Source organism: Streptosporangium jomthongense (assembly GCF_042650425.1).
Lineage (GTDB): Bacteria > Actinomycetota > Actinomycetes > Streptosporangiales > Streptosporangiaceae > Streptosporangium.
The window spans coordinates 149,788-167,272 of sequence record NZ_JBHSBC010000012.1; the positions used below are offsets into that span (position 1 = coordinate 149,788).

Sequence of the window (17,485 nt, forward strand, 5' to 3'; positions counted from 1 at the left end):
GAGGGATCGCCCAGGTCAGGCCACGGCCTTCTCCGCGACCTTGGCCGGGGTGAGCGCGATCTCCAGCACCTCCCGCACGTCGCTGACCGTGTGGACGGTGAGCTCGTCGCGGACCGCCTGGGGGACGTCGTCCAGGTCGGGCTCGTTGCGGGCCGGGATCAGCACCGTGGTGATGCCCGCCCGGTGGGCGGCCAGCAGCTTCTGCTTGACCCCGCCGATCGGGAGCACCCTGCCGGTCAGGGAGATCTCACCGGTCATGGCCACGTCGTTCCTGACCGTACGGCCGGACAGCAGCGAGGCCAGCGCGGTGGTCAGGGTGACGCCGGCGGAGGGGCCGTCCTTGGGCACCGCCCCCGCGGGGAAGTGGATGTGCACCGAACGGTCCTTCAGCGCCGTCACCGGCAGTTCGAGCTCCGCGCCCCGCGAGCGCAGGTAGGACAGCGCGATCCTGGCCGACTCCTTCATGACGTCGCCGAGCTGGCCGGTCAGGGTCAGCCCGGTGTCACCGGTCTCCGGGTCGGCCAGTGACGCCTCGACGTACAGCACGTCCCCGCCCGCCCCGGTGACCGCCAGGCCGGTGGCCACGCCGGGCACCGCCGTACGCCGGCTGGACTCGGGAAGCGACGACTCCGGCACGTGGCGCGGGCGGCCGAGGTAGGGGACCAGGTCCTCCACCGTCACCGGCAGCTCGGCCTCGCCGAGGGCGACGTTCGCGGTCACCTTGCGCAGGACCCTGGCGATCGAGCGCTCCAGGGAGCGCACGCCCGCCTCGCGGGTGTACTCGCCCGCGAGGGCGCGCAGGGCGTCCTCGCCGAGGGTGACGTCCTCGGCGGTGAGGCCCGCCTTGTCGAGCTGGCGCGGCAGCAGGTGGTCACGGGCGATCGCGACCTTCTCGTCCTCGGTGTAGCCGTCGAGCGTCACGACCTCCATCCGGTCGAGCAGCGGCCCGGGGACGGCTTCGAGGACGTTGGCCGTGGCCAGGAAGAGCACGTCGCTCAGGTCGAGCTCGACCTCCAGGTAGTGGTCGCGGAAGGTGTGGTTCTGCGCCGGGTCGAGCACCTCGAGCAGGGCCGCGGTCGGGTCGCCCCGGTAGTCGGAGCCGACCTTGTCCACCTCGTCGAGCAGCACGACCGGGTTCATCGAGCCCGCCTCGCGGATCGCGCGCACGATCCGGCCCGACTGGGCGCCGACGTAGGTGCGCCGGTGGCCGCGGATCTCGGCCTCGTCGCGGACGCCGCCGAGGGCGACACGGACGAACTTGCGGCCCATCGCCCTGGCCACGGACTCGCCCAGGGAGGTCTTGCCGACTCCGGGAGGCCCGGCCAGCGCGAGCACCGCGCCGCTGCGGCGCCCGCCGACCACGCCCAGGCCCTTCTCGGCCCTGCGGCCGCGCACCGCGAGGTACTCGATGATGCGGTCCTTGACGTCGTCGAGGCCGGTGTGGTCGGCGTCGAGGACGGCGCGGGCCGCGGCGATGTCGTAGGAGTCCTCGGTCCGCTCGTTCCACGGGATGTCGAGGACGGTGTCCAGCCAGGTGCGGATCCAGCCGACCTCGGGAGACTGGTCGGAGGTCCGCTCCAGCTTGTCGACCTCCTTGAGCGCGGCCTCGCGCACCTTCTCCGGCAGGTCGGCCGCCTCGACGCGGGCCCGGTAGTCCTCCTCCTCGGTCTCCGGGGAGGAGCCGTTGAGCTCGGCCAGCTCCTTGCGGACCGCGGCCAGCTGCTGGCGGAGCAGGAACTCGCGCTGCTGCTTCTCCATGCCCTCCTGGACGTCCTTACGGATCGTCTCGGCCACGTCGAGCTCGGCGAGGTGCTCACGGGCCCACTCGACCAGCCGTTCGAGCCGGTCGGCGGGGTCGGCGGTCTGCAGGATCTCGACCTTGCGCTGGGTGGTCAGCCAGGGGGCGTAGCCGGAGTTGTCGGCCAGCAGCGACGGGTCGTCCATCTTGTTGACCGCGTCGACGACCTGCCAGGCGCCCCGCTTCTGCAGGATGGTCGTGGTCAGCGCCTTGTACTCCCTGGCCAGCTCCTCGGCGCGCTCCCCCGCCTCGGGGACGTCCATCACGCTCGCCTGCACCCACAGGGCCGCGCCAGGGCCCGTGGTGCCGGAGCCGACGCGGACCCGGCCGACACCGCGGACCACGGCGGCGGGCTCACCGCCGGGCAGTCTGCCGACCTGCTCGACGACGGCCCTGACGCCCACGGCACCGTACTTGCCGTCGATCCGGGGAACGAGCAGCACCTCGGGCTTGTTGTCAGCGAGTGCCCGAGCGGCATCGATCGCCGCCCGGACCTCGCCCTCCGAAAGGTCAAGCGGGACGACCATGCCCGGCAGCACGACCTCGTCGTCGAGGGGCAGGACCGGGAGGATCAGGCTCTCACTCATCTGCGCTCCAAAGGTTGAGTTATACCGACTCAATTAATGGGAGCCCGTGATTGTTCCCGGAGTTGAGCGTGTTCGCTGTGAGCGATCGTAATCGTGTAATTCGCCGGGCCGTACCTCCTCCCCCCCGCTGCTCCCCCTGCTGTGCCCCGCGCGCCCTGCCCGCCGGTCCCGCCGGCCCGGGGACGACGGCTCACCGGTACCGCCGTACCCCTGGGAGGTGACGGTGTGGATCACTCCCGAGGGTGACGCCGTGCGCGCCCCCGTTGTCTAGGCTGGCCGGGTGAATCTGCCCGCCGGTCTGGAACGGCTCCTGCGGCCGCCGGCCCTGGCGCTGGTCAGGGGACAGGCCGATCCGCCCTTCCCCCGCTCCCCCCGGCTTCGGTTCCGGCTGCCCGAGGCCCTGCGGCTGCTGCCGTTCCGCGCCGTCGACCTGGTGACGGTGGCCAACGTGGTGGCCTTCTGGATCGTCTACAGCGGCGTCCTGTCCCGGCTCGTCCACTCCAACGACATGACCGCGGGCACGGTGGGCTCCCCGGAAGACCGGGCCCTCCTGCGCCCCCTCTACCCCGAGTGGTGGCTCCACCTGGCCGCCATCACCTCCTGCGTCCCGGTGCTGCTGCGCGAGCGCTGGCCGCTGGCCGCCTGGCGGATCGCCCTGGCGAGCGTGATCGTCATGCCCTCCTTCGAGGACGGCGGACGACCCGTGCAGGCCCCCGAGGCGATGCTCCACCTGCTCGTCGTCTACTCCGTCGCGGTCCGCTGCGAGCGCAGGACCACCCTGGGCGTGTGGGCCGTCTCGGTGCTCGTCCTGGTCGTCTACGGCCCCGGCGTCAACGATGCGCTGCCCGCCGCGGTCCTGCTGGCCGTCACCGCGCTCCTCGGCTACAACGTCCGGACCAGACGGCTGGCCTCCAGGCGCCTGGCCGAGGAGGAGCAGCGCAGCGAGCGAGCCCTGGCCGCGCAGGCCGCACTGGAGGAACGGGCCAGGATCGCCAGGGAGCTGCACGACGTCGTCGCCCACCACATGTCGGTGATCGCCATCCAGGCCGAGGCCGTACCCCTCCAGGCGGCCGGGGACGTCGGGCGCCTTGAGGAGGGGCTGCAGGAGATCCGTGTGCTCTCGCTGTCCGCCATGACCGAGATGCGCCGGGTGATCGGGGTGCTCAGGGACGCCGAGGGACGGGTGGACACCGCCCCTCAGCCAGGACTCGGCCGCCTCGACGAGCTGGTCGGCAACGCGCGCTCGGCCGGTCTCACCGTGGCGCTCTCCCTCAGCGGCGACCTGACCGGGCTGCCCGAGGCGGTGAGCCTGTCGGCCTACCGGATCGCCCAGGAGGCGCTGAGCAACGCCATGCGGCACGCGCCCGGCTCGGACGTCTCGGTGCGGATCTCCCGTTCCGGCGGCGCGCTGAACATCAACGTGACCAACGACGCAGGACGCCCCTCCCCCGGTACGGCGCAGCGCGCGGAGGGTCCCGGGCACGGCCTGGTCGGGATGCGGGAGCGGGCCGCCATGCTCGGCGGGAGGCTGTGGGCCGGACCGGCCGGGACGGGATTCGCGATCACCGCCATACTGCCGGTAGTGGAGGAGACATGACGATCCGGGTGCTCATCGCCGACGACCAGGGCATGGTCAGGACCGGTTTCACCGTGTTCCTCGGCTCACAGCCGGACATCGAGGTCGTCGGCGAGGCTGCCGACGGCCGTGAGGCCGTGACGGAGGCCATGCGGCTGCGTCCCGACGTGGTGCTGATGGACGTACGGATGCCGGTCATGGACGGCCTGGCCGCGACCAGGGAGATCATGGCCGCGGCGGACCCGCCGAAGGTACTGATCCTGACCACCTTCGACCTCGACGACTACGTCTACGAGGCGCTGCGCGCCGGGGCCAGCGGGTTCCTGCTCAAGGACGCCTCCGCGCGGCAGCTGGCCGAGGCGGTCAGGGTGGTCGCCTCCGGTGAGGCGCTGCTGGCCCCCTCGGTGACCAGACGGCTGATCGCGGAGTTCGCCCGGGTCGGCCCGCGCCGTCCCCGGATCAGGCCGGACGGCATCACCGAACGCGAGACCGAGGTGCTCGTCCTCGTCGCCCAGGGCCGTTCCAACCAGGAGATCGCCGCCGAGCTCGTGCTGTCCGAGCAGACGGTCAAGACGCACCTGGGACGCATCCTGGCCAAGCTGGACCTGCGCGACCGGGCCCAGGCGATCGTGTACGCCTACGAGACGGGTCTGGTCAGGCCGGGCGAGTGAACCCCGTGGGGGGACCTCTCCAGGGCGATATAAGCGACAAACCATGATTTTTAGCCTCTTGCCGGTTCCCAACCGGTCAGGAGGCCCGCATGCCACACCGCACGTCCGTTCTCGCCGTCGCCGCAGCCCTCGGCCACCTGCTCGTCCCGGCCCCGCACGGCCACCGGTCCTCGGCCGCCGAACTGGGCGGCGTGCGGGTGCGGGCGGACGGCGGCCCCGGCTCCGGGCGGTGGTCGTGACGGTCAACCTGGGCGCCATGGCGGTCTTCCTGTGACGCCAGGCCGTGCCGACCGTGGCGGTCCTGGCCGCGCTGCCGCTCGGCCCTGGGGAGATTCCCTGGCTGCCCGGTCCGGTGGACGGGCCCTCCTGGGTGCTGTTCCGGCCGGCCTGGCCTCCGGTGTTCGCCGCCCTCTGCCTGGCACTGGCCGCCCAACCCAATAAGAAGTGATTTTTTATGACATGGTGTCATCATCGGGTTGACGGGGAACGGCAGGCTTTGTGACACTGTGTCATATAAGACCCCTTCATCGCGGAGTGATCATGAGTGAGCCGTCTTTCTCCGAAGCGCTCAGGAACGCCACCTGGAGCGACCACGAGTCCGCGGAGGGCGAGGGCTACCTCAAGGCCCTCATGGCGGGGCGGCTCAGCGCGGAGGCCTACGGCGAGATGGTCGCCCAGCACTACTTCGCCTACGTCGCCCTCGACGGCGTCTCCCGCTCACTCGCCGGCGACCCGGTCGCGGGTCCCTTCGTCTTTCCCGAGCTCTACCGGGAGGAGGCGCTGGTCCGTGACCTGGAGACGATCTACGGCTCCGGCTGGAGAACCAGGATCGAGCCCTCGAAGCCGACCGAGGAGCTGGTGGCCAGGATCGAGCGGACCGCCTCCTGGCCGGGCGGCTACGTCGCCCACCACTACACCCGCTACATGGGCGACCTGTCCGGCGGCCAGTTCATCCGGATGGAGCTGCAGAAGATCTACGGCTACCAGACGGACGGCGGCGTCGACTTCTACCGCTTCGACGGGATCGGCAGCCTGCCCCGGTTCAAGAACGACTACCGCGCCCGGCTCGACGCGCTTCCGGCCGACGAGGCGGAGAAGGCGCTGATCATCGAGGAGACCAGGCTCGCCTACCGGCTCAACACCGAGGTGCTGGCCGACCTCGGCAGGCTGGTCCCGGCCGGGCAACCCGCCTGAGAACCGCCCCGGCCTGTGCGACGATGGGGGCATGCCTCGCATTTCGGCCGCGACGATCGGCGAGCACCGCGCCCAGACGCGGGACCGGATTCTGCAGGCGGTCTCCCGTCTGTCCAGGAACCAGGGCATCGACGCCATCTCGATGACGGAAGTGGCGGGTGAGGCGGGAATCACCCGCACCGTCCTGTACAACTACTTCCCCGACAAGGCGACCCTGCTGCTGGCCTTCACCGAGCGGGTGACGGGCTACTTCATCGACGGCTACGAGCGGGAGCTGCCGCCGGACGCCTCCCCCGCGGAACGCCTGCGGGTGTTCGTCCGCCTGCAGCTGGCCGGGCTGCTCGCCCACCCCCACCCCGGCCCCGCCGACCTGTCGGCCGCGCTCGGCCCCGACGCCTACCAGCGCCTGGCCGACCACGTCGAGCCGATGCAGCGCATCCTGACCGGCATCATCGAGGGCGGGGTCGCCTCGGGGGCCTTCCGCACCTCGGACGTGGCCTCCGCCGCCCGCTTCATCCTCGCCGTCATCGGCTCGGAGCGGGTGCCGCTGCTCAGCGGGGAGACCACGGCCGAGGACGCCGAGGCCGTCGTCTGCGACTTCGTCCTGCGCGCGCTGGACGCCCTCACGCCCTGACGCGGCGACCGAGCCCGGCCGTCAGGACCACGACCGGCGACGGCCCCCGCGCCGGGAGACGGGGCCTCCGACCGGACTAGGGACGGGCGCCCAGGGAGTCCACCCAGCCGGAGGAGAGGACCGCGACCTCGCGTCCGCTCACCTCGGCCGAGCGCACCGAGGCGCCCACACGCCTCTCCGCCCTGTCCGGCCCGGTGTAGGCGAAGGACAGCAGCCTGGCCCCGGTCCGGTCGATGACGAGCCGGGTGTCGCCGCCCGTCAGCCCGATCTCCACGCCGGTCCGCCCGGCCGGGTCGGTGACGCCCTCCTTCATGGCCAGGCCCGGCTGGGCCGCGAGAACCCGCAGGACCGCGGCGCGGGTCGCGGGGGTCGCCGGGGAGTCGAGCAGGTAGCGGGCCGCGCCGAGCACGAAGGCGGGATAGGACCGCGCCCGCTCCTCCTTCGCCGCCTCGGCGGGCAGGCCCTTGCCCGCGCCGCGGTAGGCCTCGCGCAGCCACGCGTCGAGCGCCTTCTCCTCGCCGGGCAGATCGGCCACGTCCTCGTCGGAGACGAGCGTGCCGCCGATCGCGGTCTTGAGGACCATGGGCCCGTGGTCGACGGACTTCTCCTCGGGGAGCGGCGCGCCGGGGCGGGCCGGGACGTAGGCGGCGTCCTTGCCGGTCACGAGACGGCCGCCGGTCGGGGCGCTCCAGGCCTCGGCGGTGACCGCGAGGACGCCTCCCCCCTTGACCGGGTCGAAGGTGCGGGTGCTGGAGAACCAGTAGCGGGCCTTGCGCTCCGGGGTTCGGGCCACGGTCTCGGCGCCGGCGAGCAGGAACGAGCGCGCGTCCACCGTCTCGACGGGGGCGTCGACCGTGCCGTGCCCGGTCGGGACGACGTTCCTCGCCGCCGTCGGGGGCGCCGCGGCGGGGGCGCTGCCGATCACGTACGGCACGCCGACCGCGGCCGCCGCCGCGAGCCCGAGCGCGATCTTGAGCAGCCGCGCGGGCGGCAACGAGCGTGGCCGCCCGGAGGAGGCGAAGGCGGCCGACAGGTCGCGCTCGCGCCTGAGCCGGTGGCTCTCCTCGGTCACGGCGTCGGGCCGCAGGCCGAGCATGAAGTCGTCGGGGGTCATCGTCGTTCCTCCAGGGTGAGTGCGTCATGGTCGAGCGCCTCCGCCAGGCGGCGGCGAGCGCGGTGCAGGCGGACGTTGAAGGTCCTGGCGGTGCAGCCCGCGACGCGGGCGGCCTCGGCGGGGGTCAGCCCGTACCAACTCGCCAGAACCAGGGCCTCGACGTCGTTTTCGCCGAGTTCGGCGAGGGCCGCGAGGGCGGCCTCCCGCCGGGCGACACGTTCGGCGACGTCGTCCTCGGGCGCGGGGGCGAGATCCGCCAGCCGCGCGGCGAGGGCCCGCCCGCGCAGCCCGGAGTCCTGCTGCTTGCGCAGGAGGTTGCGGGCCACGCCGAGCAGCCACGGCAGCGCCGGGTCGGGGACCTCGCGCAGCCGTCGCCACGTGATCAGAAAGGTCTCGCTCACCACGTCCTCCGCTGCCTGCCTGTCGGCGCGCAGCAGCGCGTAGCCGAGGACGTTCCGGTAGTGCCGGTCGTAGAGCTCGGTGAAGCGTTGTTGGGGATGGTCCACGGTCAGTAGTCCCAGGAGGAGGGCGTGGATTACACGCTAGAGGGACGAATCACGATCCGCCTTGGCGGCCGGTTCTGCGTGCCCTCACCGGCTGCGGCGATGATCCCGCCCGGGATTGTCGGTGGCGGCCGCTAACTTTCGATCATCCCGATCCGAGGAGTTGTGAGATGTACCGCCAGGGAGACATCCTGATCGTGCCCGTCGAGGAGGAGGCCGTTCCCGCCTCCGTCGTCACCTCGCCGTCCGTGCCGCGTGACGCGCGGGGCCGCCTGGTGCTGGCCCTCGGCGAGGCCACCGGGCACGCCCACGCCGTGGTCGGCCAGGGCACCCTGGTCCGCGGGGCGCGTCCGGCCGACCCCTCCTTCCTCAACCTCCCCTCCGGCGGGCGGGTGGTTCACGAGGAGCACGCCGCGATCTCCCTGCCCAAGGGGTGGTACCGCGTGCTGCGCCAGCGCGAGTACGTCCCCGGCGCCTTCCGCGTCGTCGCCGACTGAACGATTCCCCGCACGTCCCAGGAGCACCCGAACATGACCGTGACCAGTGAACTCTCCGACACGTTGAGCGTGGCCGCGCTCCGCTGGGAGGAGGTGGCCCTCAGGACGGGCCCCGCCGACCGCGCCCGCGCCGAGGAGGGGGTACGGCTCGCCTACCGGCTCGGCGGCCTGGCCGAGCCCGAGCGGATCATCTGGGCGGCCTCGCCCGCCGAGGGCGCCGTGATCGCCGCGAAGCTCGCCGCCAACAGGGGCGGCGGCGAGCAGGACGGCCCCGGCGGCGATCCCGGAGAGAGGGCCGCGGAGTTCGACGCGGGCCGGTGCGTCCGCGACCAGGTCCGTACCCGGCCGTGGGAGCGGGCCAGGGCCGACGCCCTGGCCCGGCTCGGCGCCGAGGGCTGGCCGCTGGCCTGGTCGCTGACCGGGGGCGCGTTGTGGGACGAGGTGAACCGCCTGGTCACCCGCATCCGCGGCGGCATCGCCGCGTCCGCGGGCTCGGAGGAGGCCGGGGCGCTGCTGCGCGCCTCGACGCTGGACGCCGTGCTCGGCCAGCACGACGCGCCCTGGCTGTCGCTGTTCGACGCGCTGGGCGCGCCGGAGGTCGAGGGCCTGGTCCGGGTCGCCGAGTCCGCGGGCTGGTGGTGGCCCTTCGAGCGGGTGGCGCTGCTCTGTGAGCGCCCCGCCGAGCTGCACCGCGACGACGCGGGCCGTCCGCACCGCGCGGAGGGGGCCGCGCTCTCCTTCCCCGACGGCTTCGCCCTGCACGCCTGGCACGGCATGCCGGTGCCCGCCGACTTCGGCGCCTCCATGACGGGCCTGACCCCCGCGCGCATCCGCGCCGAGGAGAACGCCGAGTTGCGCCGGGTGATGCTGGAGCACTTCGGCTACGACCGCTACCTCGCCGAGTCGGGGGCGACGCCGACGCACCGCGACGAGACCGGCGTCCTGTGGCGCATCGACCTGCCCGACGACGAGGCGGTGGCGATGGTCGAGGTGGTCAACTCGACCGCCGAGCCCGACGGCACGTTCCGCACCTACTGGCTGCGGGTCCCGCCGTGGACCCGCACCGCCCGCGAGGGGGTCGCGTGGACGTTCGGCCAGACGGAGAAGGACTACCGGCCGCTCAAGGAGACATGAGGGATGCGTTCGAGGACTCCCCCGGCGAACACGTCGTAGAGTCCCGTCGGCTCCAGGTGGACGTAGCCGATGTGGCAGTCGCACACCGCCAGCGGGCAGCCCCGGGGGCGCAGGGCCGCGCGGAAGGAGCCGTCGTAGAGGTTGCCCAGGACCTCGGGCACGAAGTGGCAGCGCCGTACGGTGCCGTCGCCCGCCACGGAGATCACGCTCTCCCCGGTACGGCACGGCAGCCCGGCGCTGCGGTGCGGGGTCCTGCTGTGGTGGAACAGCGGGTCGAGCGCCGCCCACCCGGCCGCCTCCTCGTCGGTGTAGAGGTGTCCCTCGGCGGCGTTCACCCACAGATACACCTCGGGGGGCAGGTCGGCGCGCAGGCGCCGGGCCGCCTCCAGGTGCTCGGGCAGGCCGACGACGCCGACGCTGAAACGGACACCGAGTCCGTGCAGTTCGCGGCACCTGCCGAGGAAGCGCTCGTGGGTGACCTGGTCGGGGTGGTAGGTCGCCCACAGGGCGAGCGTGTCCAGGTCGGCCTCGGCGAGCCAGCCGGTGCGGGAGCTGAGGTTGGTCTGGATGGCGACCCTGCGGACGTGCGGGAGCCGGCTCAGCTCGACCATCGCCCGGCGGTACCACGAGCGGACCAGCCCCTCCCCCCAGGGGGTGAACAGCACCGAGACGGGGTGGCCGCACTCCGCCGTCCAGGCCGTGAACCGTTCGAGCGCCGCCCGGTCCTGCCGTAGCCGTTCCGGGCTGTCGCGGCGCTTGGCGAAGGGGCAGTAGGGGCAGTCGTAGTCGCAGCTGGACAGCGGCCCCCGGTACAGGATCGTCAGGTGGCCCGGCTCGTGCTCACCGCCCGGGGGGTTCACGCTCGTGTCCACGGGGTCGTCTCCCTTCCCGCCGGGAAGGACGCGTCCGGCGCCTCCTGTGCCCACGGGCTCGTCTCTTTCCCGTCCAGGGTCCTGTTCGGGGTCCCCGGCCTGGACGACCCCGCCATAAGCGGATTTTTCATGAAAAATCGTCATCGCTGCTCGTACTCGGACATCAGCGCACGCACCGGCGCGGAGAACAGCCACGGGCCGATCGCGTCGGAATGGGCCAGCCCCTCTGGGGTCAGCCGCAGCCGGCGCCCTTCGGGATCTCCGAGCCAGCCCCTGCCCGCCAGGACCTCCAGCTCGCCGGAGAAGTCCGCCGTCGCCTCGGTGCCGAAGCGTCCCCGGTAGGCGTCCAGGTCCAGCCCCTCCGTCCGCGGCAGCGACTGCAGGAGGTGACGGCGGCGCCGTTCCGCCTCGTCCAGGTGGAAGCCGACGTTGGCGAAGGCGAACTCCTCCGCGGGCAGCCGTACGTAGTCGTCGATGATCCCGCGCACCTGCCGGGCGGCCACCGCGTACTCGTGGGAGTAGTGCAGGCCCTCGGTGTAGGAACGGGCCCCGCAGCCGAGGCCGACCATGCCGTCGCTCTGGCAGCTGTACTCGGTCAGGCCGCCGGAGCCGGGCAGCTGGAACATCCGCATCGACACCTGTTCGTACCCGGCGGCGAGCAGGTGGTCGCGGCCCTGACGGTAGAGGCCGAGCCGGTGGTCGTCCCAGTCGCGCGCGCGGCGGCCGAGGCCGGTCAGCGGGCGGACGTACAGCGGATACAGGTAGATCTCCTCGGGCCGCCAGGCCAGCGCCGCGTCCAGCGAGTGGCGCCAGGTCTCCTCGGTCTGCCCGTCGATCCCGTAGATCAGGTCGATGTTGAGCGCCTTGAAGCCGGTGTCCCTGATCCGGCCGAGCGCCGCCTCGACCTCCGCCCGCCGCTGCGGCCTGACCGCCGCGCGGGCCTCGGCGTCGAGGAAGCTCTGCACCCCGATGGAGATCCGGGTGGTGCCCCGCTCGGCCAGGACGGCGAGCCGGTCGGCCGTGGCCGTCGCGGGCGAGGTCTCCACGGAAAGCGGCACGGCTCGCAGGTCGGCGCCCGTGATCCGCTCGGTGAGGTCGAACAGCCGGGTCAGCTCGGCCGCGCTCAGGTAGGTCGGCGTGCCGCCCCCGACGGCCGCGAGCACGAACTCCGGCCCGTCCAGGGCGTCCCGTACGGCCCGTGCCTGGCGTTCCAGCGCGTCGAGGTAGGCGGTGACGAGTTCCTCGGGGGCGCCGGTCCTGGTGAACAGGTTGCAGAACCCGCAGCGCATCTCACAGAACGGGATGTGCAGGTAGAGGAAGAGGCTCCCCTTCGGTTCCCGCGCCCACACCTGGCGCAGCGTGGGCCGGGGGTCCAGCGGCCGGTAGGCCGTCTTGTGCGGATAGGCGTAGACGTACCCCTGATAGGGGCCCGCCTCAAGGCCCGGCTGTCCGGCCGTCACCACTGTCCCCTCTCCAGGACGAACTCCCCGTAGGGCACGGTCCAGACGACCTCGTGGCCGATCCTGTGCCCGATGTGACCGTCCTCCCCATAGGCGGTGCCGTGGTCGGAGCAGACGATCGCGAAGGCCGGGCGCCTGGCGCTCATCAGCGCGAAGAGCCCGCCGATGTGCCGGTCGACGTATTCAAGCGCGGCGGCGTGACTGCGCGGGTCGTCGCCGTGCTCGCGGGTGGCTCCGGGCAGGTGGTACCAGTTCGGCTGGTGCAGCGCGGAGACGTTGACGAACAGGAACACCGGCCCGTCCACCCGGGCGACCGCCCGCTCCGCGCACGCGATCTGCGCCTCGAACGAGGTCGGCGAGGTCACCCCGAACTCCGGCTCCCAGTGGCTCTCGGCGAACAGGCCGGGCAGCGTGGAGCCGAGCGGGGTCAGCTTGTTGAAGAAGCCGACTCCTCCGACACAGATCGTGTGGTAACCCGCCGCGGCCAGCCCGGTGGGCAGGTCGGGGGCGTCGAACGTCCAGGTGCCCGTCGCCGTCGTCTCACTGCCGGGGAACGTCGCGGCGAACAGCCGGGGATGCGGTCCGGGAGCCGCCGGGGTCGGCAGGAACCCGGCGAGGATCGCGGCGTGCGCGGCGTAGGTGAAGCTTCCCGGACTGTGACGCCGTTCCCACCGGCCGCCGGGCAGGGCCCGCGCCAGGTTCGGCAGCCGTCCCGCTGCCAGCGCCTGCCGCGCCACGTCGTATCTGAGCGTGTCGAGCGTCACCAGCAGCAGGTCGTGGCCGCCCACGATCTCGTTCATGTCACGCACCGGCGCCGACCCCCGCGGGGACGTGACGGCGCAAGATGGCCGCGACCTGGGCCCGGTAGGTGTCCAGCCCCTCTGCTCCGGTGCCGGGCAGGCCGGTGAGCCCGGGCAGCAGGTCGCCGAAGGCGTTGACCTCGGCCACCGCGACGTCGCTCCAGCCGGTGCCGACCATGACGTCCACCCCGGTGGACAGGCTGCCGGGGAAGCACGCCGCCGCCCGCGCGCAGACGTCGACGAGCCGCGACCAGCCCTCGGGCCCCAGCCCGGCCCGCACCGCGCCGAGATCACCGCGCTCCCCGCCGAGGTGCAGGTTCGTCATGGGCGTACGGCTGGCGCGCACCACCGCGTGGGTCGGCGTGCCGTCGACCGTGACCACCCGCAGGTCGATCGCCCTTCCGCCGAGCGTTGCCTTGGGGAACCACCTCTCGACGTGCAGGCCGTCCGGGGCCAGCAGGCCGACGATCGCCGCCACGTCGCGCTCGTCGTCGTAGGAGCGCACCCGCAGCGAGTTGTACAGCGCGCCGCCGGTCAGTTCGGCCGACGTGACCGCCCTGATCCGGCCCGGGGCGGTCTGCAGGGCGACGACGCCGGAGGCCGAGGAGCCGTGGGCGGGTTTGACGAACACCCGGTTCCATCCGGCCTCGGTCATCCGTTCGCGCAGTTCGGCGTAGCCGCCGACGGGTCCCGCCAGCGCGGGCGGTACGGGAACCCCGGCCGCCGACAGCCTCGCGTGGCAGAGCCGCTTGTCGAACATCACCGCGATCTCACCGGGGTCGGCGAGCAACCCGGCGCCCGGGGCGTCCGCCACGGCCTGGCGGACACGTTCGATCCCGGCGGTGAGGGCGGCGTACCAGGCGGCCCCGCCGCCCACCCTGGACGGCTCCCCGGGGCCGCGCAGCAGCGCGTCGGCGGCGGCGTCCTCGCCGGGGGACTCGATCCGCACGAGGGTGCCCGGTTCGAACCGGATCGCACGATCGCTCCCGAGCACCTGAGTCCACGGCGTGACCCGGGGCTCGGGCAGGCCGTGGGCGGCGCAGGCGCGCGCGAACAGGGTGACCCGGCGCTCCCCCGGAGTGCCGACGACCGTCAGCGAGGTCACTCGGAGACCGCCACGTAGCGCCACTCGTCCTCGGGCTCCTCCTGCTCCGACAGGTCGACCTCGACGCCGGAGCCCGCGAAGGCCTCCTCGACCCTGGCGACCATGGGGTCGGTGAGGTAGTGGTGGCACAGGTCGAGGTGCTTCAGGTGGGTCAGCGGCTGGCCGGACAGCAACGCCTCGGCGCCCTCGTCCCCGAGGGAGCCCATCGACAGCGCCAGCGACTCAAGGCGGGCCACGACCGGCGCGGAGGCCACCGCCGCCGCGATCTCGTCCTGGATCTCACTGTTCTGCAGGCCCAGGTGGCGCAGGGCGGGCAGGCGTTCGCCGCTCAGGATGCCCGCCATGTCGGCCAGGGTCGCGTCCCCGCCGTACTCGTCCACGCCGAGCCAGAGCTCCAGGTGCTCCAGGGCGGGGAAGGTGCTCTCGGCGACCCCGCGGACCACTCTCGCGGGCAGGCCGCCCGACTCGACGGTGAGGTCCCTGAGGTGCTCGTGCCTGACCGGGCTCAGCTCCAGCCCGGAGCCGCCGCGCACCTCAAGCCGCTCCAGCAGCGGGAAGGCCGTCAGCAGCGGGGTGACGTCGCTCTGCTGGATCCAGGAGATCTCGGCCTCCTCCCGGGAGATCTCGCCGAGGTACAGCATGCGCAGGGCGGGCAGGCGCTCGGCGTGCTCGGTCAGCAGCCGCACCACCTCACTGGAGTCTCTCTCGTAGGCGTTCCCCCAGTCGCCGATGATGAGCGTGGTGACCTTCGTCGTGTCGACCGTGCCGACGAAGCTCAGGAAGAGTTCCTCGAAACTCTTGCCGCCTCCGTTCCGGTCCACCCCGATCCGCCAGGCCGCCGCCTCCGGGGCGGGCAGCTCCCGTGGCTCCTCGCCCTCGGGCACGTGCACGATGGGCAGACCGGCGTAGGCGCCGTTCCCGAGCGAGTCGTCGGCGTAGTCCATTGCAGAGCTCCTGTCAGGCGAAATACGGCAGACCACTTCCTACCAGAGATCGCCGACACTTCATGTCCATCTGGACAGCGGGGTCACTCGGTGACCGCCACGTAGCGCCATGTCTCGTCCGGCATCAGCTGACCCGAGAGGTCGACCTCGACGCCCGCCAGGGCGGCCCCGACCTTGGCGACCATGGGGTCGGTGAGGTGATGGTGGTGCAGGTCCAGGCGCCTCAGGTGGGTCAGCGGCTGGCCGGACAGCAGCGCCTCCGCCCCGTCGTCGCCGAGGGAGCCCATCGACAGGGACAGCGTCTCCAGGCGGGCCACGATCGGCGCGGAGGCCACCGCCGCCGCGATCTCGTCCTGGATCTCACTGTCCTGCAGGCCCAGGTGGCGCAGGGCGGGCAGCCGCTCGCCGCCCAGGATCGCCCCGAGGTCCGCCACGGTCGCGTCGCCGCCGTAGTTGCTCACGCCGAGCCAGAGCTCCAGGTATTCGAGCGCGGGCAGGTCACTGTCCCCGACCCCGCGGACCACGGACGCGGGAAGCCCTCCGCTCTCGAACCTGAGCACCCTGAGGTTCTCGTGCCTGACCGGCGGGAACAGCAGCCCCTCGCCGCCGCGCACCTCCAGGCGCTCCAGCAGCGGGAAGGCCGCCAGCAGCGGGGTGACGTCACTCTGCTGGATCCAGGAGATCTCGCACTCCTCGTACGACATGGCCCCGAGGAACAGGGAACGGAGGGCGGGGAAGCGGTCCGCGTGCTCCGTCAGCAGACCGACGATCTTTGAGGAGTCGTCCTCGTAGGACTCCCCCCAGCTGCCGACGATGAGCGCGGAGACCCTGGTCGTGTCGACGACGTCGACGAAGTGCCGGAAGTCGAGTTCGAGGTCGCCCTCGTCCCAGTCAAGGCCTATCCGCCAGGCCGCCGCCTGCGGGGCGGGCAGTCCCTGCACGTCCCCGTCGTCGCTCCCGGGCGCCTGCACGATGGGCAGACCGGCGTAAACGCCCTCCCGGAGCGCGGTGACGGCGTCGTTGAACTCGGCGTGGTCCATTCCAGGGCTCCCGTCCGGCGAAATATGGCAGACCATTTCCTACCAGAGCTTGCCGACATTTCATGCCTCGTCAGATAAATCCTGACAAAACAGGCGGTGGGTCATCATGGAGGGTATGGACAACGGCCATATCCGGTTCGGTTCGGCCACGGGCCGCTGGGTTCTGCTCACCACCGTGCTCGGCTCGGGAATGGCCATGCTGGACGGCACGGTCGTCAACGTGGCGCTGCCCGCGCTCGGCTCCGCTCTCAAGGCCGACATGGCGGGGCTGCAGTGGACGGTCAACGCCTACACGCTGACCCTCGCGGGGCTGATCCTGCTGGGCGGCTCACTCGGTGACCGGTACGGCAGGCGCAGGATCTTCCTGGCCGGCGTCGTCTGGTTCGCCGCCGCCTCCGCCCTGTGCGGTCTCGCGCCGAACATCGAGACGCTGATCGCCGCCCGCGCCCTGCAGGGGGCAGGCGGAGCGTTGCTCACCCCGGGCTCGCTGGCCATCATCCAGGCCTCCTTCGACCGTGAGGACCGGCCCAGGGCCATCGGGGCCTGGTCGGGGCTCGGCGGGGTCGCCGCGGCCGTCGGGCCGCTGCTGGGCGGCTGGCTGGTCGAGACGGCCGGGTGGCGCTGGGTGTTCCTGCTCAACCTGCCGCTGGCCGCGCTGGTGATCGCGGTCGCCGTACGGCACGTGCCGGAGAGCAGGGACACCGAGGCGACCGGCCGCTTCGACGTCGCGGGCGCCGCGCTGGCCGCGTTCTCCCTGGCCGGGATCACCTACGGGCTGATCGGCCTTCAGGTGGTCCCGCTGGTCGCGGGCGCGGTGCTCGGCGTGGTGTTCGTCTGGCTGGAGATCAGGCGCTCGCCCGCCGCGCTCGTCCCGGTCGGCCTCTTCTCCTCGAAGGAGTTCACCGCGGTGAACGTGGTCACGCTGATCATGTACGCCGCGATGGGTGTGGTGTTCTTCCTCCTGGTCGTCCAGTTGCAGGTCTCCTCGGGCTTCTCCCCCGTGCTCGCCGGGTCGGCGATGATCCCGATCACTCTGCTGATGCTGCTGCTGTCGGCCGGGGCGGGTGAGCTGGCCAAACGGATCGGCCCGAGGATCCCGATGTCGGCGGGCATCCTGGTCTGTGCCGTCGCCCTGGTGCTGATGTCCCGGATCGGCGAGGGCACGCCGTACGCGACGGGAGTGCTGCTGCCCGTCTCCCTGTTCGGCCTGGGCCTGTCCGCGGCGGTCGCGCCGCTCACCGCCACGGTGCTGGCCACCGCGGACGAGCGCTACGCGGGCGTGGCCAGCGGCGTCAACAACGCCGTGGCCAGGACCGGAGGGCTGCTGGCGGTGGCCGCGATCCCGCCGCTGGCCGGACTGACCGGTGAGGCCTTCCACTCCCCCGCGGTCTTCACCGCCGGATTCCGCACCACGATGCTGGTCGCCGCGGCGATGATGGCCGCCGCGGCCGTGACCACCTTCCTCACCATCAGGCGCAACGTCCTGGCCGCCTCGACCCCCCACCCCAGCTGCCCGGTCGAGGCCCCCCAGCTCGGCGACAGGTGAGAGTCCCCAG

The 17,485-nt window shown here is 72.5% G+C and carries 18 protein-coding genes; 9 read left to right on the forward strand and 9 right to left on the reverse strand.

The genetic code is table 11. The features are described from left to right. Positions 1-15: 15 nt before the first annotated feature. Positions 16-2,385: an endopeptidase La gene (gene lon, locus ACFOYY_RS12435; RefSeq protein WP_352009242.1), complete on the reverse strand. Its 2,370-nt coding sequence runs from the start codon at positions 2,383-2,385 to the stop codon at positions 16-18. A 280-nt stretch (positions 2,386-2,665) separates the two neighbouring features. On the opposite strand from lon, the gene ACFOYY_RS12440 reads away from it, so the two are divergent. From ACFOYY_RS12440 to ACFOYY_RS12465, 6 genes are all read left to right on the forward strand, one after another. Further along, on the forward strand, positions 2,666-3,982 hold the full coding sequence (locus tag ACFOYY_RS12440; protein WP_386189855.1) for a sensor histidine kinase: 1,317 nt from the start codon (positions 2,666-2,668) through the stop codon (positions 3,980-3,982). Next, positions 3,979-4,632: a response regulator transcription factor gene (locus ACFOYY_RS12445; RefSeq protein WP_362916773.1), complete on the forward strand. Its 654-nt coding sequence runs from the start codon at positions 3,979-3,981 to the stop codon at positions 4,630-4,632. The genes ACFOYY_RS12440 and ACFOYY_RS12445 overlap by 4 nt, the downstream gene beginning before the upstream one ends. 89 nt (positions 4,633-4,721) lie before the next feature. Then, entirely contained in the window at positions 4,722-4,871 is a 150-nt protein-coding gene (locus ACFOYY_RS12450) for a hypothetical protein (RefSeq protein ID WP_386189856.1), read from the forward strand. A gap of 44 nt (positions 4,872-4,915) precedes the next feature. Next, positions 4,916-5,080 carry a hypothetical protein gene (locus tag ACFOYY_RS12455; protein ID WP_386189857.1) on the forward strand — a complete coding sequence of 55 codons (165 nt, stop codon included), beginning with the start codon at positions 4,916-4,918 and terminating at the stop codon, positions 5,078-5,080. Positions 5,081-5,172: 92 nt separating this feature from the next. Next, positions 5,173-5,826: a biliverdin-producing heme oxygenase gene (locus tag ACFOYY_RS12460; protein ID WP_362916777.1), complete on the forward strand. Its 654-nt coding sequence runs from the start codon at positions 5,173-5,175 to the stop codon at positions 5,824-5,826. A gap of 31 nt (positions 5,827-5,857) precedes the next feature. Then, positions 5,858-6,460: a TetR/AcrR family transcriptional regulator gene (locus ACFOYY_RS12465; RefSeq protein ID WP_352009236.1), complete on the forward strand. Its 603-nt coding sequence runs from the start codon at positions 5,858-5,860 to the stop codon at positions 6,458-6,460. Positions 6,461-6,536: 76 nt separating this feature from the next. Here ACFOYY_RS12465 and ACFOYY_RS12470 read toward each other — a convergent pair whose 3' ends face one another. Further along, on the reverse strand, positions 6,537-7,574 hold the full coding sequence (locus ACFOYY_RS12470; protein WP_386189858.1) for a hypothetical protein: 1,038 nt from the start codon (positions 7,572-7,574) through the stop codon (positions 6,537-6,539). Further along, positions 7,571-8,080: an RNA polymerase sigma factor gene (locus ACFOYY_RS12475; RefSeq protein ID WP_352009234.1), complete on the reverse strand. Its 510-nt coding sequence runs from the start codon at positions 8,078-8,080 to the stop codon at positions 7,571-7,573. Before ACFOYY_RS12475 ends, ACFOYY_RS12470 begins: the two co-directional genes overlap by 4 nt. Before the next feature lie 167 nt (positions 8,081-8,247). Here ACFOYY_RS12475 and ACFOYY_RS12480 point away from each other — a divergent pair, with 167 nt between their 5' ends. Both ACFOYY_RS12480 and ACFOYY_RS12485 read left to right on the forward strand, forming a co-directional pair. Beyond that, a complete protein-coding gene (locus ACFOYY_RS12480) occupies positions 8,248-8,574 on the forward strand; it encodes a hypothetical protein (RefSeq protein ID WP_352009233.1) in 327 nt (108 codons plus the stop codon). A 33-nt stretch (positions 8,575-8,607) separates the two neighbouring features. Continuing rightward, the gene (locus ACFOYY_RS12485) at positions 8,608-9,708 is read left to right on the forward strand and encodes a DUF6745 domain-containing protein (protein WP_386189859.1); all 1,101 of its coding nucleotides are present in this window, start codon (positions 8,608-8,610) and stop codon (positions 9,706-9,708) included. On the opposite strand, the gene ACFOYY_RS12490 is transcribed toward ACFOYY_RS12485, so the two are convergent. The 6 genes from ACFOYY_RS12490 to ACFOYY_RS12515 all read right to left on the reverse strand — a co-directional run bounded on the left by ACFOYY_RS12490 (position 9,684) and on the right by ACFOYY_RS12515 (position 15,929). Beyond that, entirely contained in the window at positions 9,684-10,580 is an 897-nt protein-coding gene (locus ACFOYY_RS12490) for an STM4011 family radical SAM protein (protein ID WP_386189860.1), read from the reverse strand. The genes ACFOYY_RS12485 and ACFOYY_RS12490 overlap by 25 nt on opposite strands. 140 nt (positions 10,581-10,720) lie before the next feature. Further along, positions 10,721-12,040, reverse strand: coding sequence for an STM4012 family radical SAM protein (locus tag ACFOYY_RS12495; RefSeq protein WP_362771769.1), 1,320 nt, complete (start codon positions 12,038-12,040; stop codon positions 10,721-10,723). After that, positions 12,037-12,840: an STM4013/SEN3800 family hydrolase gene (locus ACFOYY_RS12500; RefSeq protein ID WP_352009229.1), complete on the reverse strand. Its 804-nt coding sequence runs from the start codon at positions 12,838-12,840 to the stop codon at positions 12,037-12,039. Before ACFOYY_RS12500 ends, ACFOYY_RS12495 begins: the two co-directional genes overlap by 4 nt. A 1-nt stretch (position 12,841) precedes the next feature. Next, positions 12,842-13,945, reverse strand: coding sequence for an STM4014 family protein (locus ACFOYY_RS12505; RefSeq protein ID WP_386189861.1), 1,104 nt, complete (start codon positions 13,943-13,945; stop codon positions 12,842-12,844). Beyond that, positions 13,942-14,889, reverse strand: a complete 948-nt coding sequence (locus ACFOYY_RS12510) for an STM4015 family protein (protein ID WP_386189862.1) — start codon at positions 14,887-14,889, stop codon at positions 13,942-13,944. The genes ACFOYY_RS12505 and ACFOYY_RS12510 overlap by 4 nt, the downstream gene beginning before the upstream one ends. Positions 14,890-14,972: 83 nt before the next feature. After that, a complete protein-coding gene (locus ACFOYY_RS12515; RefSeq protein ID WP_352009226.1) occupies positions 14,973-15,929 on the reverse strand; it encodes an STM4015 family protein in 957 nt (318 codons plus the stop codon). Between the two features lie 115 nt (positions 15,930-16,044). Here ACFOYY_RS12515 and ACFOYY_RS12520 point away from each other — a divergent pair, with 115 nt between their 5' ends. Next, positions 16,045-17,475, forward strand: a complete 1,431-nt coding sequence (locus ACFOYY_RS12520; protein ID WP_362771761.1) for an MFS transporter — start codon at positions 16,045-16,047, stop codon at positions 17,473-17,475. Positions 17,476-17,485: the final 10 nt, after the last annotated feature.